We start from the raw sequence: 19,909 nt of genomic DNA, 5'->3' as shown, positions 1-19,909 counted from the left end.
TGAAGCTTACTTGGCTTTATATACTACTATTCAAATACTCTAAAGAAGGTATCATCATCTACTCTATTACGATTTTCTCTAGGTATACTAAAATATATATTTTTATTATAACCAAAATTCATATGCCCTTCCTCTTCTAAACCTTCTATCTTAATATTTGCACTGAATTTGCTCTGGTCATATTTACCATTAAATTTAAAATGTGAATATCTATCTTTATAATTTTCATAGCCTTTTATAAAAGTTTCTTTATAGGTTCCTGAAACTTTTTTGCCATCTGAATTAGTTATTTCAAGAATTCTGTCACCTATTTTTACAAATTTCCCATCTTTAATTATTACTAAATCATTTCTATATTTACCAATATATTTTTCAGGATTTTCTAAAATATTAACAGCATTTTCTTCATGTCTTTCAACTTTTTCCCCTGATAAATTTGGTTTTTTTACTACTGTGGAATTAACATTAGACAACTTAAAAAGCACTTCAAAAGTTAATTTATGTTCTTTTCCACTATCATCTTTCCCACAAAATACTCCAGTACCCAAAAGATTTTGAACTAATCCATTCTTATCTATTTGCATTTTACCATTAACTTCTTTAACATATACATCCTTTGTAATTAAAGGTATATAATTATTTTCTCTAGAATTTGAATTAATTGAGTGAGTATTACTTTTTACCATATAAGAAGTTACAGCATTTACAATAGCAGGTATTTGTGCTTCACTAACAGACCCAGATAGTTCCTTGCTACCATCTGTTTTATCCGTTGATACAACACAGTCCTTTAAATTGCCTACTAGAGCATCTGCTATTTTTTCAATATCCTCTGCTCCTTTTTCTTTAAAAGGATTTTGAAAGAACTGTTCATCTGGTTTTTTAAATTCAGTTATATAATATACATCCTCATTTGAATTATTATCTATCCTAACACTTCTATCTTTATAATAATAGTTTTTAAGTTTTTTATCTCCTTTAGTTTTGGTATTAACATGTTCATAGGATTTTTTTGTTACATCACATTTGTGTACAGCTCCATCAGAGACAATAATTTTACCGTTATCTTTAACTACCATTGATACATCTATAGTATAACTTGAAAGCTTGCTTGAAAAACTTTCTGCAGAAAATTTTATCGCATCTTTAGCCTGATCATAAGGGCTTTTAGATGTTACTTCTGCCATAGCAGTTGTAGCAAACATTAATATTCCCATAGTAAAACTTGTAACCATGGCAGTTTTCTTTTTTAATTTCACTTATACTCTCTCCTTTATATTTTATTTTCATACTAAATTAGGAAAGCTTTCCCTACTATTATGATAAATCAGGTAGCTATAGTTTTTCTAAACTAATTATTAACAAATTCTTAACTTTCATTCCTAAGTAAGACTTAATAAAAAACACTGCTACATTCTTTATTATAGCAATGTTTTAAAATTTTTTAACCTGTAAAAATAAAGTAATTTATTTTTTACTTTTTAAAACTACTAAAATTCAATTTTCTTAAAAATATTTTTTATAAATTCTTTTACATTATTTAAATCCGTATTATCTGGATGAGTACTTGCTATTTTAGCATTTTCAAGTTGCCTTTTTATATTTTCATCACCAGGGTTACTTTCAAAAATTGTCTTATATCTTTCTATTAGTTTTTCATTTATCCTACCTTGACATAAAAAATGGTCTATTAATTTATTATCTTCTGGTAAAAAACTTTCCACTCTTTTTTTTATAGATTCATAATAGTTACCATTATCCTTAGCACCTAAAGTCCCCATAAAGATAACTTTTTTATTATGGATATTTTTTATTATTTCTACGTTTCTACTATCACATATCCCTTTATCCACCCAATATCCAATTATTATAAGCTCATAATTTTTTAAACTAAGTTTATTTAATGACTTACAAATTTTTTTGGGAAAAGGGATTTCATCATAAGCTGCTTTTACTATTTTTTCAGTATTTCCTGTTACGGAAGAATATATAACTAAAGTTTTCAAAATAAAACCTCCCTTGTTATCTATGCAAAACACATCCAAATTCCTTATTATTCATTAATGCATTTGTACATTTTATATTACAAAATTCACAATATAAAATATCCTTTTCTCTACCATCTTTTACTTTTAAAACCCAATTTTCATCTGCAATAAGTTGTCTAGATAATGCCACCACATCTGCTTTATTATTTTCCAAAGCTTCTTCAATAAATTGGGGTGTACTTAATTTACCTAATCCGCAAACAATTTTATTAGTATACTTTTTTACCTCTGTAGATAAATCTAAAAAGCATCCCTCCCCTTTTAAAAATGGATGATTATACATAGGTATAGTATCCTGTATTCTAGAATGGTTAGCAATTGTTACATGAAAACTATCTACTCCTGCTTTATCAAGAACTTTTACAAATGTGTTAACCTCCTTTAAACTAGGTCCACCCTTACCTATACACGGATTTTCCTTTCTTATAGGCAATTTATAATCAATAGGCATATAAGGTAGTTGAACTTTTATCATTTTTACAATTTCTTTTGATAATTTAACCCTATTTTCCACTGTACCACCATATAAATCTTTTCTGTTGTTAAAAATACTAGATGAAAAACTTCCCAATAATCTATCTCCATGAATTTGTATCATATCAAATCCTGCCTCTTCTGCTCTTAAAGCAGCTTTTACAAATGCATCCTTTATATTTAAAATTTCTTGTAAACTTAGTTCATTTGTATAACTATATATATTTTCCTTAAGTAACTTTCTTATTTCATCCCTACTCTTCTTCTGATTTACATATAAAGATTTAACATATTTTACATTATAATCTGGATGAAATAATTGAACAGAAATTTTACATCCATATTTTTTAACTTCATTAGTAATTTTTTTAAAATAACTTATAAACTTATTTTCTGATAAAGTAGATGTATGTACTTGGAGTGTTTCAACCACAGAAATATCTCCTAGTATAATAAGACCAACTCCTCCTTTTGCTATGTTAATTATCTTTTCAATATTTTTCTTTTGATTGTCTCCCATAGAAGTAGGTGCAAATATTATTTTATTTTTTAAAGTTAGTTCTCCTATTTTTATTGGATTAAAAATATTTTTATACATTTAAATACCTCTCATGAATATTATAAGACTTTATGTGAAACAAATTTTCAGTAATTTTATTTTTTATATGGAATTATTGATAAATATTTCATTCAAATAAACAATCTATTTCTTACTATATTATTCCCTTTAATGGTAGTATAAACATAAAACAACTTTTTATCTTGTATTTACTATACTTTGTTATTTTTAGATTTTATTTTCTGTAAAATAATTTATAAAAACAAGTTATTATGATTTCATTTTATTGGAATATATAATCTAAATCACATTTTATTATAATTTTTATAACTACTTTCTTTTAATAAAATAAAGGGATGATGCATTAATTTTTTTAGTGCATCATCCCTTCTTATACTATGCAAACAAAGATCTATCGCTAAACAAATCTTTTCCTTTATTTTCTCCAAATAATTGGAGTAATTTTCCCCTAGTAAGGTTCTTTTTTTCCTTACCTTCTATATCTAAAATTACTTTACCTTCATGTAACATAATTAATCTATTTCCTAAATTTATTGCATGATTTAAGTTATGAGTTACCATAAGCGTTGTTAACTTTCTTTCCTTAACAATATTATCTGTTAATTTAATTATTTTTTCTGAAGTTTTGGGATCTAATGCAGCAGTATGCTCATCTAATAATAAAAGTTTAGGTTCTGTCATTGCAGTCATTATGAGGGTTAGAGCCTGCCTTTGACCCCCAGATAAAAGTCCCACTTTACTATTAATTTTTTCTTCAAGACCTAAATCAAGCTTTGAAAGCAACTCTTTAAAATAAGAAATATTTTTTTTATCTATACCAAAACTAAAACCAAACCTCTTTCCCTTATTCTTAGCCATAGACATATTTTCTAAAATTGTCATAGAAGGAGACGTTCCCTTTGAAGGATCTTGAAATACTCTTCCTATAAATCTATTGGATTTATGCTCTAAAAGCTTGGATATTTCTATGTCTTCTAAATATATAGCTCCTTGATCTATAGGAATTGTACCAGATATAATATTTAACAAAGTAGATTTTCCTGCGCCATTGCTTCCTATTATAGTTATAAAGTCCCCTTTATTTACAGTTAAATTAAGTCCATGAAAAATTTTTTTCCCATTTACAGTATTATTATTAAATACTTTGCATAGGTTTTTTATCTGTAACAATTATATCCCCCCCTTTTTTTCTTTGAACATTTAATTTTAAACAAATGTTTTTAGCCCCTAACACTATAATTACTATCAACGCTGTTACAAGCTTCAAATCAGATGGTGGAAGTCCAAATCTTAGGGCCGCACCAATAGTTAATTTATATAGTATTGCTCCTATAAGCGCCATAGTTGTTGACTTTACAAAAGTTAGCTTTTTAAATACCGCTTCTCCAATAATTACAGCGGCTAATCCAATTACTACAGTTCCTGTACCCATAGATACTGCTGCATAACCTTGTTGTTGTGCCATTATTGAACCTGCTAAAGCCACCACCCCATTGGAAACCATAAGTCCTATTACCTTAATAATATTTTTATTAACTCCTAAAGAAGTTACTAGCTGTTCATTATCCCCAACTACCTTTAACATAAAACCAAGTTTAGTTTTTAAAAATAAATCTAATAATGCTTTAATAAACACTGCAGATATAAGAATTAAAATAATTGAACTCATAAATTTTGCAGTAGAAAAAATAGTATTAAAATTAAAAAAAGACACATTAGACTTTCCCATAATTCTTAAATTTATAGAATAAAGTCCTATCATAACTAATATTCCTGATAAAAGATTTGTTATCTTTAGTTTTACATGAAGTAATCCTGTAATCGTCCCTGCTAACATACCAGCAATCATTGATAAAAAAGTAGCCAAAAATGGATTAATACTTTTAGACAAACATAATGCTGTAACGGCTGCACCTAATGGGAATGTGCTATCCACAGACAGATCAGGAAAATCCAGAATTTTATAAGTAATATATACCCCTAATGATACTATGGAAAAAATAAGCCCTTGTTCTAATACACTTAATAAAAATCCTAGCATTACTTTTCACCTCCAGATATTACCTTTGCCTTTGAATAAATATCTTTTGGAAGTTTTATATTTAATTTATTTAATGACTCTTTATTTATTACTACTGATGATTCCTTTTGTATTTCTATAGGTATCTCTGATGGTTTTTTACCTTTTAATATTTCCACAGCCTTTAATCCTGTTTCATAGCCCAACTTTTCAAAATCTATTCCATCAGTTATTAGAGCTCCACCTTTAACATGGGCACTTTCTGTACCTATAACTGGTATATTCTTCTCATAAGATTGTTTAGTAATAGTTGTCATAGCAGATGCTATCATATTATCTTTTATCGTAAGTAACACATCTATTTTCCCTAAAATTGATTGAAGACTTTGAGATATTTCATTTTCTGCAGTAATCCCTTGTGCTACTATTTCCATGCCAAATATAGATGCATTTTTTTTAGCCTCTTCAACCTGTATTTCTGAATTTACCTCACTGGTATTATAAAGTATACCTATTTTTTTGCTTGATGGTATTACTTTTTTTATAAGTTTTAATTGGACATCTATTGGAGCTGCATCAGAGGTTCCTGTAACATTAGTTCCTGGTTTATCTAAAGATTTTACAATTCCCACTTTTACAGGATCTGTAACAGCTGTCATGACTATTGGAATATCTTTATTAGCATTCTTAGTTGAATTATATGCAGCTTGTGCTGCAGGAGTTGCAATTGCCAAAATTAAATCCTCATTATCATTAACAAATTTTTCAGCAATTGTTTGAATTGTGGCATTATCTCCTTGAGCATTTTGATAATCTATAATTATATTTTTCCCATCAATATAATTATTGTCTTTTAATGCTTGTATAAAGCCCTTTCTTGTAGAATCTAGAGCAGGGTGCTCTACGATTTGTGCTATTCCTATTTTTTTGATATCTTTTTTTGCCTCATCTTGTTTTGATGCATTACATCCTGATAAAGCACCTACTATTAATAAAGTTGACAATAAAACCGATACTTTTTTAACTACCATACTACCATCCTCCTATTTAATTATAACTATATAAAATAAAAAGCTCTCCTTAGGAGAGCACTTTAACTATACCAATTAAGCGATAAAATACACTACTGTAATTTATCACTTAAAACACATCTAATATCTCCTACTAAGCTACCATACTACTATTTTCCCAACTACTTATAACAAAATATCTTTGTTACCATATATTATTCCATACTACAAATTTTATAATACATTAATCCATACTACCATGATATATTTATTATAATATACCTTCTTATATTCAAACTACAAAGTATTTTTACCACATTTCTGCAAAATGAAAATAAATTAAATACATTGTATACTATGCTTTAAAATTTTTCAAGTATTTTTTGTATTATTCTTATAATAACAAATATATTATTTAGCATAAATATATATTATGATTTTAAGAATAATATAGTAACTAAAACACAAGGAAAGCCCTAAAAAATAAAGATTTATAATAAAAAAGATTAAAGTATAGAAGTATCTTTTATACTTTAATCTCTTTATAACTAAGAAGAATCAATATTTAATAAGATTAATTTACTTTATTTCATTAATTCACAAATATTATTTGTAAACTCAACAGGGTCACTTATTGACAATCCTTCTATTAACAATGCCTGATTGTATAATAGCTTTGTATATAGCTTAAGCCTATCTTTATCACTTTCATAAATATTTCTTAATGATCTAAATACATCATGATTTATATTTATTTCCAAAACTTTATCTGCCTTTAAGTTTTGATTGTTAGGCATAGAATTTAATATCTTTTCCATTTCAATTGAAAGTTCACCTTCATTTGCTAAACACACTGGGTGATTCTTTAATCTTTTAGAGGCTCTAACATCCTTAACCTTATCTGCTAAAATTTCTTTCATACTTTCAAATAATTCTTTATTTTCTTTATCTTCTTCATTAGATGTTTCATCCTTCTTATCCACTTCTATACCTAAATCACCACTTGATACTGATTTAAATTCTTTATCTTTGTATTTCATTAGTACTTTTATAGCAAATTCATCTACATCATCTGTGAAATATAAAATTTCATACCCTTTATCTAAAACAACCTCTATTTGTGGAAGTTTTTCAATTCTTTCATTAGATTCTCCCACTGCATAATATATATATTTTTGATCTTCTGGCATTCTATCAACATATTCAGATAAAGTTACCATCTTCTTTTCTTTAGATGAATAAAACATTATTAAGTCCTCTAAAACATCTTTATTCATGCCAAAATCACTATAAATACCATATTTTAATTGTCTTCCAAAAGAATCATAAAACTTTTCATAACTTTCTCTGTTATTTTTTAATAAGTTTTCTAATTCATTTTTAATTTTACTTTTTATATTTTTAGCAATTAATTTTAACTGTCTATCATGTTGTAAAATTTCCCTTGATATATTAAGTGATAAATCTTCTGAATCTACAATACCTTTTACAAACCCAAAATAATCTGGTAATAAATCTCCACACTTATTCATAATTAAAACGCCATTTGAATATAATTCTAAACCCTTTTCGTATTCCTTTGTATAGAAATCATAAGGTGTTTTTTCTGGAATAAACAAGATTGCATTATAACTTACTATACCATCCACACTAGTGTGAATATATTTTACTGGTTTGTCAAAACCATAATGCTTTTCAGCATAAAAATTCTCATAATCCTCCTTATTAAGCTCATTTTTATTTTTTCTCCATATAGGAACCATACTATTTATTGTCTGTTCCTCTATATGTTCTTCATATTCGTCTTCACTACCTTCTTTAAGTTTTTTATTATTTATATCCATCTTTATTGGGTATCTTATAAAATCAGAATATTTTTTAATTATGGTTTTTAACGTATGTTCTTCTAGATAATCGTCATAATTCTCATCCTCTGTATTCTCTTTTATCTTAAGTATAATTTCTGTTCCAACCTTCTCCTTATTATAAGGTTCAATAGTATAGCCCTCTGCTCCCTTTGAGTGCCACTTATATGCCTTATCACTACCAAATGCTTTACTTATAACAGTTACGTCATCAGACACTAAAAAAGCAGAATAAAATCCAACACCAAATTGTCCTATTATATCATATCCATCTTTTAATTCATTTTCTTTTTTAAACTGTAAAGAACCACTCTTAGCTATTACTCCAAGATTATTATCAAGTTCTTCTTTTGTCATTCCTATACCAGTATCACATATTCTTAATGTTCTATTTTCTTTATCAGGTATTACTTTGACATAATAATCATCTCTTTCAAACTTTAATGATTCATCAGTTAAAGTCTTGTAATAAATTTTATCAATTGCATCGCTAGCATTAGAAATAAGCTCTCTTAAAAAAATTTCTTTATGAGTATAAATTGAATTAATCATTAGGTCTAGTAGTCTTTTAGACTCAGCTTTAAATTGTTTCTTTTCCAATATAATTCTCTCCCTTCCCACTATAAAAAATTTATTTAATAAATAATTTAAACTTAAATATATTATTAGCACTTAACCTTTGTGAGTGCTAATAATAATTCTTATATACCATATAACAAAAATTTTGTCAATGTATTTTCTTGTAATTTACATATTAATACAGGTAAAATTAGCATATTATTTATACTATTTACCTGTGCATTTATAAGGTAACCCCTTCCTTTTCATAAAACAATATATTAAATTATGTTATCATCTTTTAATATATTATATAGTGTAGGCTTTAAATTAAGCTCATGAATTAGTCCTTGCACTTGCAATAGCGATTCTTCCTTTTTTTGCTTTAGGTATATTAGATTTTACCCCTCTAATTAATATATTTTTATGAGAATGCAATATATCTATAAACTCTAAAAGCTGAATTTTATATCATTATATAGTGCATAGTCTGTGGTCATATCACAAGCATGGAGTGTTATACCCATATCTACTGCATTATTGTATTTAAATCTACATATATCTCCAAGCTCAAAATGAAGGTTTTTATAATCATATCTTTTAGCTATATCGTTACACTTTTTTATAACATCTTCCTTAAGATCTAATACTATCATTTTTGCATTAATTTTTTTTATTATGTCTTTATTTATTTTATTACTAATAACAACTCTTATAATTTCTTCCTCAGTTGTTTTATTATCAATTATTTCATTAATTATTTTTTTATTTCTTCCATTTTGGCTCGTCCTGTCCTTTAAAATATTTTCTATACAATAATATAACATTTTAATTCTTTATAGCAAGTTTAATTTTAAACTATAAATTATATAATTTAAGTTTTTTATACTTACCATAATCTTATATATAAAAATAGAACCCATTAATAGGTTCTATTTTTTCTTTTAAATCTTTTGGAAAAGATAAGTCCTGCTATTAATGCAACTATAGATGCTACTAATATAATTTTATTAGCCAAATTAAAACTATTTACTCCCTGACTAAATTCTTCATCCTTGTTTTCTATATCTCCTGGTAGTTTTCCTTTATCCATGGCCTGGTCTTTATTTTTGAACATATTGAGTACAGTTTCATCTACACCTAACTTTTCTAGCTCTTCTTTTTGCGCTGATGTTAAATCTTTTATATCAGCTCCATTTATAATCTTATTAATTTTACTTATATTTTCTTTATTTATCTTAGTATTTTTATTATTATGTTTTTGTTCACTTTCACTTTTTTCTTTATCACCTGTTCCCATTGATCCTAATGCATCTAAATTTAACGTAGTTATTATATTTCCGTAAGTATCAGAATTTTGCTCTCCCTTTAATTGAGCAGTAACACTTTTCGATCTATCCTTCCCAAAAATAAGCAACTGTGGTATTGACTTTTTATATTCTTCATAGGTATAAAATGCCGTAGGATCTTTCTTAACATAATTACCAATAAGCTTATCTAAAAAATTAACACTCTTTTCAAATTCTCCATTATAAACGTAATCATTAACTATTTTTTGTAAATAATTATGATAAATCTCTTTATACTCATCAATCTGTAAAAGTTTTCCTATTAATGGAGCCTCCTCTAAACTTCCTGTAACCGGCGTATCAATTGGGAAATTTACTGCCTTTGAACTATCACTTACTTTAAATCCAGCAAAAGACATATTTAAATCCCAAGGAATTATTGAACATTTTCCTTTATTTTCATACAGATAATAATTATGGTACATACCACCTGAATAACTATCAAGATTAACTAGAAAAGTATTTACAGCAAAATATGCTAAAATTTCTTTAACATCTAAATATTTTTCAAGATCTTTACCCTGATTTAGATTCTTAATCATAGTTATTATTTTTTCAAAATCCTGATCTGTAGTCTTTTTAAATATCTTGCTATCTTTTATTGTGGAGTAACTAGACTGATTATCATCAATATATTTAAGATTAGCACCTCCATTTGTTCCTTTTCCTTTAGGCTTATTTACCATCATATTATATTTTTGCTCTTTATCCACTTGGGTATGTTTTCCATATTTATCATCGGTCTTATCTATATAAAATTGTTGTTCATTTTCATATCCATCTAATTTATTTTTATTAAGAGGTTCTTGCATCACTTGTGATTTATTAGGTATATCACCATTTGCAATATGGCCTTGATTTATGTTTCCTTCTTTTTCTCCACCCATTTCCATTGACTCTGGTTTATATAAATTACCTTCTGAAGTTGCAAATTGTTTTTCAATAAATCTTCCATCAATTACTTCAACTGCTAAATATAATCCCCACTCACTACCATTAAGTTTTATATTTGAATAAGAGTATTCAGGTGTAGGAACATCTAATAACTTATATAAATCATAAGATAAATACTCCTTCATATAAGTTGTATCAGATATATTATTATTCAATGCTAACTTTTCAATACCATGATATGTTTGTCCATCTACATACTGACTAAAATCTATCTTTAAACTAAACCTATCTGTTGTACTATCTGATGCTACCATTTTTAAACTTGAATTTCCCTTAGGCCTAATTCCTACATTATAAAATGTTTCTCCATTTATAGTTATATTAGCACTACGATACTCTTCCTCGGTGGCATTTTCCAATAGCCATTCCCAATCCGAATCCTTTATTTCAATATTTATATTCATAATACTATTTTTATCTAAAACAGTTTCTATATTAGATACCTCTTTATTAGTTATCTCTTTATTAAGTGTAATAAAAATGGCTGATATCATAAATATTAATGATAATATTATAGCTATTATAGAAATACTATCCATATACTTTTCATCAATCAAAGGATTGCACCTCCTTTATACCTATTTAATTTTACGCCATATAATCCCCATTATAGCTAACTAAAACCACATTAGAAACTCCTTTTACTTTTGAAATTTCATTTACAAAATTTGTAGTACCATCTTTAATTCTAATTTCAACAGTCATTTCAATTCCACTAACCGGTGAAACAGTCTTTGATTTAACAATATACTTATTCACCTTTCTACCCAACATTTCTATTGCAATACTTTCACAACCATCATCTTCACAGTTTATTATTAATATATAAGGATTATCTTTACTCTTTTTATTAACAAATAAAATCATAACCACCCCTATAAAAACAGAGCCTATTATAGCAAGTGGTATAAGCCCTGCTCCAATAACTATTCCTGAGCTAATAGCCCAAAATAAAAACGCTATATCTAATGGTTCTTTTATTGCACTTCTAAAACGAACTATAGAAAGAGCACCTACCATACCAAGTGAAAGAATTACATTAGATGTAATTGCTAATATAATTAATGTTGTAATTAAAGTAAGTGACATTAATGCAACACCAAAACTTGATGAATACATTACTCCAACAAATGTCTTCTTGTACACTTGCATTATAAATATTCCTATTGCTAATGCTAAAAATAAAGCTATAGCTATATCTAAAAAATATACTGAACTCACTTTCTCTATAAAACTTGATTTGAAAATATCACTAAAATTAATTGTTCCCTTCATTTTATCAACTCCTTAAAATTAACCATATATCCTTGCCGCCGCATATTTTGATATAGCAGAAGATCTTCTATTATTAGTTTGTATAATATCATGTACTATCTCCGGTAAAAATTCATCGTACTTTACCTCTAATACTATAAATTTTTCATCAATTGATTTTACAGTAGGTAAGTTTGTATCAAATATGTTTCTGCTAAATACTCCTGTTCTTATCCATTTATCAAAAGTTATTCTCACATTTGAAACAGGATATATATAAGCTTCTCTAGTATAGTCTACTATTGTCCTAGGCCTTAATAACTGCCATTTCATTTTTGAATATAATTCTATAAATAAATCTTTATTAGATTCCTTTAAAAAATCAATTTTTCCACTTATTAATTCTTCACACTGATGTTTTAAAATAGACTCACTTACTTTATTACATAATCCATTAATTTTAGATTTCTTTTCTAATCTAATAAAAGAATGATCATCATTATAAAATCTAATACGAAATTTTTCTCTAGAATTTATTCCCTCTATCTTTTCCATCAAAACCTTATCTCTATAATTATCAAAATAAAGACTTCTAATTCTATATTCCCTATCACTATTGGAATTCTTATCTAATCTCATAATATTTATTAATCTATTTTTTATACTTAAATAGTCTGATATATTTATATAATGCTTTATTTCGTGTCTAAATTTAATTTTATTCATACTTTTCACCTCCTTATAATTTTATGACTCCATTATAAATAAGGAAACTTAATAATAGCTTAACGATTTTAAATCTTTAATAATACTTTAATCCTATTATTATTTTTTGAAATAATCTGTACTTACAAATTAAAGGACTCTTATCAACATAAATTTTTGATAAGAGTCCTTCAACCTATAACTGTATTTGATTTAAATTTTCCTTTAATACTTTAGCCGAATCCTGTAAATTTTTATATTCTTCATCATTTAATTTTACTTCTAATATACTTTTTACCCCAGTTTCTCCTATAACAGTTGGTACTCCCATATACACATCTTCTATGCCAAACTGACCTTTTAATAATGTGGACACAGTAAGTATAGAATCTTCATTTCTTATTATAGCCTCTACAATTCTTCTAACCGCTAGTGCAACAGCATAAGAAGTAAACCCTTTTCTATTAAGCACTTCATAAGCAGCATTTTTTACTTTTTCAGGTATCTTTCTTTTAAAATCTCCACTACATTTTTTGCATACATCCCTGCAATAGTCATCTACACTTATACCTGCTATATTAGTTAAACTCCATGCAGCTATTTCCGAGTCCCCATGCTCTCCTAAAATATAAGTGTGTACATTCCTTACATCTATTTTAAAATGTTCACTTAAAAGATATCTAAATCTTGAAGTATCAAGTACTGTACCTGAACCAATAACCCTTTCTTTAGGAAATCCTGATAACTTATAAGTGATATATGTTAGTATATCCACAGGATTTGACACTACTAATAATATAGAATTAGGACTATATTTCACAACCTCTGGTATAATTCCTTTGAATATTTTAGTATTTTTACCTATCAAATCCAATCTACTTTCTCCAGGTTTAGGACCTGCACCTGCGGAAATTATTACAATATCAGAATCCAATGTATCCTTATACTCCCCTGATAATATATCTACAGGTTTAACAAAAGATACTCCATGTGCTAAGTCCATAGCCTCTCCTTGTGCCTTATCTTTATTTATATCTACTATAACTATTTCTGAAGCTAAGCCTTCCATCATAAGTGCATATGCAGTAGTTGCACCTACAAACCCTGCCCCTATTATAGATATTTTTATCCCTTTTTTATTCATATTATTACCACCCTATGCATAAATTTATTCTGTGATAATATTATATATCAAATAATAGCTATTATCAAATGATTATAAATATTTTCATAGCTATATTATCTCCTTTAATAAAAAAAATATTATAATTTAACTTCCTTATCACAATAAAATAAATACAAATATTTTTCCTTAACCTTTTTATGAGTTATTCTTTCCAAGGCTTCACAGTAATAATTAAGCTGCATACTATACTTTTCCTTTATCATTTCTAAATCCTTAACATAATCTGTCTTATAGTCTATAATAATTAATTCATCATCTTCTTCAAAATATGCATCTATAACCCCTTGAATAAGTATTTTTTCATTAGCATATATATTTTGGGGTAATTCTTTATAAAAATCCGTACTACTTTTTTCTATATAAAAAGGTATCTCCCTTTTTATATTATTAGATTTTTTCATTCTTTTTCCTAGAGAACTATTAAAAAAATTAAATATTTTTTCTAATTTAATTACTTTAGATTGCTCTTCAGTAATAAATTCACTTAATATCATTTCTTTAAGCTGTTTTTTAATATCATCCTTAGTAAAAATCTTCTTAATATCTATATGCTGCATTACAGTATGCGTAATTGTACCTATTTCTACTTGAGAAAATTTTTTATTATTTTCTAAAAACAAAGGTTTTTTAAGCAAAGAAGACGCCATAATTTTCTCTGTATTTTCCTCATTTAAACTAGTTAATCTACTTTTAATTTCTGATACTGAAAACTTTGCTGGTATATTAAAAGATTCCTTATATTTATATACCCATTCAAGTTTTTTTTCTATAATGTTTTTATACTTACTTTCTTTTCTATCCCTTTGTAAAATTTCTAACTCCTTTATTATATCTTTTTTTTCATCATCTTTTACTTGTTCCTCAATAAACTCAATCCTATCCCATATTTTAATTTTCCATTTTGAATTATCATCTATTAATTTTTGTGAAAAGTTACTACCAGCTATTTCTCTAAATATTAAACAATCCTTATGCCTACTTATTGCTGGTATTATCCAGTCTAAATAATTTTTGCCTTCTAATAATGCGTAATCTGGAATTTTATCTTCATAAATTTCCCCTAGCTCACACCATTTTTCTATAGAATCTTGTAGTTTATTCACCATTCCAGTAATAATAAGTTTTTCTTTTGCTCTGGTTAAGGCAACATAAAGAATCCTCATTTCCTCAGATAAAGTTTCTATCTTTATTTTCTTTTTAATAATCTGTTTCAGTATTGTAGGATAACTTATTCTCTTTTCTAAATCCACGTAATCAGGGCCAAATCCTATTTCATGATGAAATAATATACTCTTTCTCATATCTTGCAAATTAAACCCTTTTCCCATACCAGCAGTTATAACCACTGGAAACTCTAATCCTTTACTCTTATGTATGCTCATAATTCTTACTACATCCTCATTTTCACCAATAACTTTAGCACTCCCCATATCACCACTACTATTTTTAAGTTTATTAATAAAAGTTATAAAATTAAATAGCCCTCTATAACTTGTACTTTCAAATTGTTTTGCTCTTTCAAACAATATTCTTAAATTAGCTTGCCTTTGTATCCCCCCAGGCATTGCCCCTACATATCCATAATATCCTGTATCAGTATAAATCCCCCATATAAATTGATCTATAGCCATATGTAAAGCCTTATTTCTCCATATGTTAAGCTTTTTTAGAAATTTACATATCTTTTTAATAAAAGATTCATTTAAATTCTTAACATACTTAATTTCATCCTCATTGCAGTTTTCAATAGATTGTATTTTTTCTATATTTTCATAAATACTTAAATCTTTATTTACTAGTCGAATATCTATAATATCCTCCGCAGTAAAAGAAAAAATAGGTGATCTAAGCACCGCAAGAATAGGTATATCCTGTCTTGGATTATCAACCATTTGTAATAATGAAAGTATAGTTTTAACTTCCGTGGTTTCAAAATATCCTGAATTGGCATCTGCAAAAATTGGTATCCCAGAGTTATTAAACTCCTCTATAAATACAGGAGCCATACTTTTCGTAGCCCTCATAAGTATGACTATATCTCTAAATTGAATTTTTCTATATTTATTTGTATCTTTATCTAGAACCTTAAAGGGTTTATTTAGCTCATCTCCATTTATTAGCCTGTTTATTATTTTCACTATCATATTAGCTTCTAATTGAATATTATCTAGCCCTTCTTCATCTTCTGATGCTATATCATTATCATCTAAATAAACATTTACCATGGAGTCTTTATTATTTTTTTCTAGTAGGTGTACCTCTATAGGGCCTCCATAATTTAATTCTTCCTTTGATTCATTAAAGGCAATTCCTACATTTAATCTTTCACCTTCATTGTAATCTAAATCTCCAATATTTTTGCACATTATTTGATAAAATATAAAATTTACTCCATCTATAATTTCTTCTCTACTTCTGAAATTTTTAAACAATTTTATTTTTCTATTATCTGTTTTTTCCTCTTCAGAATAATTATTATACTTTTCCAAAAATAATTCTGGCTTTGCTTGTCTAAATCTGTATATACTTTGTTTTACATCCCCTACCATAAACATATTTGGAGATATTAAATTCTTCTCCTTCAAATCTATATTAGGTTGTCTAGATACTGAGTTTAGTATAGATTCTTGAACTAAATTACTATCCTGATACTCATCCACTAAAATTTCCTCAAATTTCTTCCTAAATTCTATAGCTATAGATGAAGGTATCACATTCTCATAGTTATCAAAATCAGTAAGTATTTCTAATGCAAAATGTTCTATATCATTAAAATCTATTATATTTTTTTCTCTTTTTTTTTGACTATATCTTTTATTAAATTCCATAACAAGTTTTGATAAACATTTCATTCTTGGATATAAATCCGAAAGTCTCAATCCAATATTTTCAGTACCTGCAACTATATTCTCTTTTATCTTTTCAATTTTTTCTTTAACTTTTTTTCTAATATTTAATGCCTTATCCTTTATATCCCTTAAAGACTCATCTACCTTTTTCCTTGGAAGAGGTAAAAAGGAAATTTTTAGTATAAAATCACTAACATCATCCCATGTTTTACTATTCAATACTTTTTCTATATCCAATAAATCTTGTTTAAATATAGGTAAGTAATGGTTTAATCCTTGATTATTTTCCAATAAATTTATAGCATTTAAAATCTTAACCTTAAGTCCTTGTAGTTCTATACTTATATCTTGCATTAATATATTAGCCAATTTAGAATCCTTAAAATTAAAATTTTCATTTACGTTAAAACACTCAGTCATTTCTGTAAGCCACTTATATGGCCAAGGTAAACTTTGAGAAAAATTATAAAGTTCCCCTACTGTATCTACTAACTTTAAATCATCTTTGCCACCATATGAATCAACTAATTGTAAAAACTCATCTGTGCAGTTTTTTTCATTATACATATCTTCAAATAATTCATCCAATGCTTCTCCCTTTAAAAGAATAGTCTCTGTACTATCTCCTACTCTAAATCTTGGATCTATATCTAAAAGATGAAAATTATTTCTTATTACCTGTAAACAAAATGAGTGTATTGTTGTTATACTAGCTTTGTTTAACAAAGTTAGCTGTCTTTGAAGATTTTTAGAATCTGGATTTTTATCTAATTCTTTAGAAATAGCCTCCCCTATTCTTTCTCTCATTTCCGAAGCAGCAGCATTTGTAAACGTAACTACTAATAGTCTATCTATATCTATGGGATTATCCTTATTTATTATTTTCTCTATAATTCTTTGAACAAGAACAGCAGTTTTACCTGAACCTGCCGCGGCAGCTACCAATAAATTGCATTTATCTGTATATATTGCACTTTCTTGTTCTTTAGTCCACTCAATTTTTGCCAAATTAATCCCTCCATTTAAAAGCATTATTAACTATCTATTATTTTACCATAGACCAAAACATTTATTTAAATAAAAAATTTTAATTATAAACTAAATTTATTTAGTATTTAATTAAATCCTTATAAATATAATTTTTATATTAAGAACCTACTTTAACAAATACACCATATAAAGATAAATTTAACTCTCCATCAATATGAAAAATATGATATAATTTCTATATAATAAAGGATTTTTAGTCTAAAGAATAATCTCAAAAATTAACAAATTGGAGGATTGGCATGAAAAAAAACAAGAAGTTTATTATTGTTATAACTGTACTGTGCTTATTTTTAATTGTTTTTACATATAAGTATTCAAATTATATGGAGAAAAGCAACTTTGAAATAAGTCAGCTAGATTGGAGTGGCGAAGGAAAATTTTGGGCTGACAATAGTAAATTTAATAATTATAACATTAAATTCCAATTTTTTAATGGTAAAGATATAAAACAAATAACTTCACATAAATCCAGTTATGATATGAAAATTAATTCCAAAGTAAAAAGTGGAGATCTATTGGTGAAAATATATAATGACCAAAAAACATTATATGAGGAAAAAAGTCCAATAAATAAAACTATAAATATTTCAGATAAAGATAATAAAAATATCAAAATAGAACTTACCGGAATAAAAGCCAAAGGCCAGACAAAAATTATATTTAAATAACGTATATTTACTATGTACTAAAAACAATCTAGGTTAAAGCCTATTAGTATAAAATAAAATCTTTTAAAATTTGAATTATAGTGAATAAAATGAATTTTTTAAAATTATTACAGATAAAAAAGCACTTTAGGGTTAAAAGACTATAAATATTAAATCATTTTCAGTTATAGTTGATGTGTTTATCACAAAGTTATTAGCTTAAACAATACAATAAGATTCGGTACTAAAAATTATTGTAAGAAACATAATAGTTACATATATCCTTCGCTATTTATAAAAATTAGTATCCAAAATTTCTGTTGTCAATTTGCTGTAGCTTAAAGAATTTTCTGACTTTACTATAAAAAAGTTTTACTAATGATGCCAAGTTGAACACATTAACGCAAACCTATTGTTAGTTTTAAAAAAAGGAGGCTTGAAGAAATTTTCATCAAACCTTTCTACATTTGAAAACATACGCTTACTTTCATGACAAAGAGGTGGAACTCTAAAATAATGCTGTCTGCTACTGCATAAAAAAACAGCATCACCAATGATTTTTAGGCATCTAATCCTTAACTTCCTAACAGTAACACATTCAAATTTGCGTTCATTCCTGCCTCAAGAAAAAAAGTTGTGGCTATTGTATTGGAGATTGCTAATGTCAATTCATCGTCTTTAGCCAACGTGACAATAGAACTGAACGTAATACACTTGAAATTTGAATCTATTAAGGTAGTCGTTACCAAAGACGGTTCTGAGAATGTTCCGTTGATTTGAACACCAATAGTAGTAATTCCACCTCCTCCTGCTGAATTTAGAAAAACCGTAAACTCTACTAAATATTTGCCTGTAACATCAATTATAACAGTGTCTGCTCCAAGTGTTACATTGTTAATTGGCATAGCTTTAGGTATAGAAATCATCTCTATGACTCCTGGATCAACTGCAATGGTTTGTATGGCATCGTTGTATAAGCCGCCGTATACTATCAATACTTGTGGTCCTGTTGGACCTGTTACTCCTGTTACTCCTTGTAGTCCTGTTGGACCTGTAGGTCCTGTTATTCCTCGTGGGCATGTGCATCTTCCACATCCTTGTATGCATATAGTTTTATTACATCTATTTTTCAAATCATCACCCTCTAATATTAATAATATAGTTTATAATTTTATTAATCTTACTATAATGATATGAAAAATTTTATTTTATGCTATATAAATGTAGAAAAAAATTATATGAGTAAATATTATCTAAAATGTTTTTCTAAATTACTTATTTAAGTAGAATTATAATAAATAAAAATTAAACTCCTCTTTAACTACAGAATTGTCTTTCATATACCCTTTTATTATTTTAT

Annotated in this window: 14 protein-coding genes and 1 pseudogene; 1 reads left to right on the top strand and 14 read right to left on the bottom strand. The window is 26.8% G+C overall.

The window, feature by feature from the left end:
* Positions 1 to 26 precede the first annotated feature (26 nt).
* The 13 genes and pseudogenes from EJL03_RS00585 to addA form a co-directional block, all read right to left on the bottom strand.
* Positions 27 to 1,259, bottom strand: coding sequence for a hypothetical protein (locus tag EJL03_RS00585; protein WP_125152027.1), 1,233 nt, complete (start codon positions 1,257 to 1,259; stop codon positions 27 to 29).
* A gap of 231 nt (positions 1,260 to 1,490) precedes the next feature.
* Positions 1,491 to 2,006, bottom strand: a complete 516-nt coding sequence (locus EJL03_RS00580; RefSeq protein ID WP_125152026.1) for a flavodoxin family protein — start codon at positions 2,004 to 2,006, stop codon at positions 1,491 to 1,493.
* Positions 2,007 to 2,022: 16 nt separating this feature from the next.
* On the bottom strand, positions 2,023 to 3,120 hold the full coding sequence (gene bilR / locus EJL03_RS00575) for a bilirubin reductase (RefSeq protein WP_125152025.1): 1,098 nt from the start codon (positions 3,118 to 3,120) through the stop codon (positions 2,023 to 2,025).
* Positions 3,121 to 3,477: 357 nt separating this feature from the next.
* A complete protein-coding gene (locus tag EJL03_RS00570; protein ID WP_125152024.1) occupies positions 3,478 to 4,272 on the bottom strand; it encodes an ABC transporter ATP-binding protein in 795 nt (264 codons plus the stop codon).
* The gene (locus tag EJL03_RS00565; protein ID WP_125152023.1) at positions 4,238 to 5,143 is read right to left on the bottom strand and encodes an ABC transporter permease; all 906 of its coding nucleotides are present in this window, start codon (positions 5,141 to 5,143) and stop codon (positions 4,238 to 4,240) included. Before EJL03_RS00565 ends, EJL03_RS00570 begins: the two co-directional genes overlap by 35 nt.
* Positions 5,143 to 6,153 carry an ABC transporter substrate-binding protein gene (locus EJL03_RS00560; RefSeq protein ID WP_125152022.1) on the bottom strand — a complete coding sequence of 337 codons (1,011 nt, stop codon included), beginning with the start codon at positions 6,151 to 6,153 and terminating at the stop codon, positions 5,143 to 5,145. Before EJL03_RS00560 ends, EJL03_RS00565 begins: the two co-directional genes overlap by 1 nt.
* Positions 6,154 to 6,716: 563 nt before the next feature.
* Complete coding sequence (gene htpG, locus EJL03_RS00555; RefSeq protein WP_125152021.1) at positions 6,717 to 8,597, bottom strand: molecular chaperone HtpG; 1,881 nt, start codon at positions 8,595 to 8,597, stop codon at positions 6,717 to 6,719.
* A gap of 239 nt (positions 8,598 to 8,836) precedes the next feature.
* A pseudogene (locus tag EJL03_RS00550) lies at positions 8,837 to 9,232 on the bottom strand (methyltransferase); the annotation flags it as partial.
* Positions 9,233 to 9,477: 245 nt separating this feature from the next.
* Positions 9,478 to 11,415 (bottom strand): CotH kinase family protein, encoded by a 1,938-nt coding sequence (locus tag EJL03_RS00545; protein ID WP_125152020.1) that lies wholly within the window; start codon positions 11,413 to 11,415, stop codon positions 9,478 to 9,480.
* A gap of 31 nt (positions 11,416 to 11,446) precedes the next feature.
* Entirely contained in the window at positions 11,447 to 12,133 is a 687-nt protein-coding gene (locus EJL03_RS00540; RefSeq protein WP_125152019.1) for a DUF4956 domain-containing protein, read from the bottom strand.
* A gap of 18 nt (positions 12,134 to 12,151) precedes the next feature.
* Positions 12,152 to 12,838, bottom strand: coding sequence for a polyphosphate polymerase domain-containing protein (locus EJL03_RS00535; RefSeq protein ID WP_125152018.1), 687 nt, complete (start codon positions 12,836 to 12,838; stop codon positions 12,152 to 12,154).
* Positions 12,839 to 13,013: 175 nt separating this feature from the next.
* Positions 13,014 to 13,961 (bottom strand): L-lactate dehydrogenase, encoded by a 948-nt coding sequence (locus tag EJL03_RS00530; RefSeq protein ID WP_125152017.1) that lies wholly within the window; start codon positions 13,959 to 13,961, stop codon positions 13,014 to 13,016.
* A gap of 119 nt (positions 13,962 to 14,080) precedes the next feature.
* Positions 14,081 to 17,860, bottom strand: a complete 3,780-nt coding sequence (gene addA, locus EJL03_RS00525) for a helicase-exonuclease AddAB subunit AddA (protein ID WP_125152016.1) — start codon at positions 17,858 to 17,860, stop codon at positions 14,081 to 14,083.
* 281 nt (positions 17,861 to 18,141) lie between these two features.
* Here addA and EJL03_RS00520 point away from each other — a divergent pair, with 281 nt between their 5' ends.
* A complete protein-coding gene (locus EJL03_RS00520) occupies positions 18,142 to 18,570 on the top strand; it encodes a hypothetical protein (protein ID WP_125152015.1) in 429 nt (142 codons plus the stop codon).
* A 554-nt stretch (positions 18,571 to 19,124) separates the two neighbouring features.
* Here EJL03_RS00520 and EJL03_RS00515 read toward each other — a convergent pair.
* On the bottom strand, positions 19,125 to 19,682 hold the full coding sequence (locus EJL03_RS00515; RefSeq protein ID WP_125152014.1) for a collagen-like triple helix repeat-containing protein: 558 nt from the start codon (positions 19,680 to 19,682) through the stop codon (positions 19,125 to 19,127).
* Positions 19,683 to 19,909: the final 227 nt, after the last annotated feature.

Origin of the sequence: Clostridium rectalis, assembly GCF_900626095.1 — a bacterium.
Classification (GTDB): domain Bacteria; phylum Bacillota; class Clostridia; order Clostridiales; family Clostridiaceae; genus Clostridium_AS; species Clostridium_AS rectalis.
Note: the sequence above shows the minus strand (reverse complement) of the source record. Positions and strands in the feature narration are given on the sequence as shown.

Coding starts and splice junctions, on each gene's coding strand:
- EJL03_RS00530 (WP_125152017.1), bottom strand. CDS start 13,961: ATGAATAAAAAAGGGATAAAAATATCTATAATAGGGGCAGGGTTTGTA.
- EJL03_RS00565 (WP_125152023.1), bottom strand. CDS start 5,143: ATGCTAGGATTTTTATTAAGTGTATTAGAACAAGGGCTTATTTTTTCC.
- EJL03_RS00540 (WP_125152019.1), bottom strand. CDS start 12,133: ATGAAGGGAACAATTAATTTTAGTGATATTTTCAAATCAAGTTTTATA.
- EJL03_RS00535 (WP_125152018.1), bottom strand. CDS start 12,838: ATGAATAAAATTAAATTTAGACACGAAATAAAGCATTATATAAATATA.
- EJL03_RS00520 (WP_125152015.1), top strand. CDS start 18,142: ATGAAAAAAAACAAGAAGTTTATTATTGTTATAACTGTACTGTGCTTA.
- EJL03_RS00560 (WP_125152022.1), bottom strand. CDS start 6,153: ATGGTAGTTAAAAAAGTATCGGTTTTATTGTCAACTTTATTAATAGTA.
- bilR (WP_125152025.1), bottom strand. CDS start 3,120: ATGTATAAAAATATTTTTAATCCAATAAAAATAGGAGAACTAACTTTA.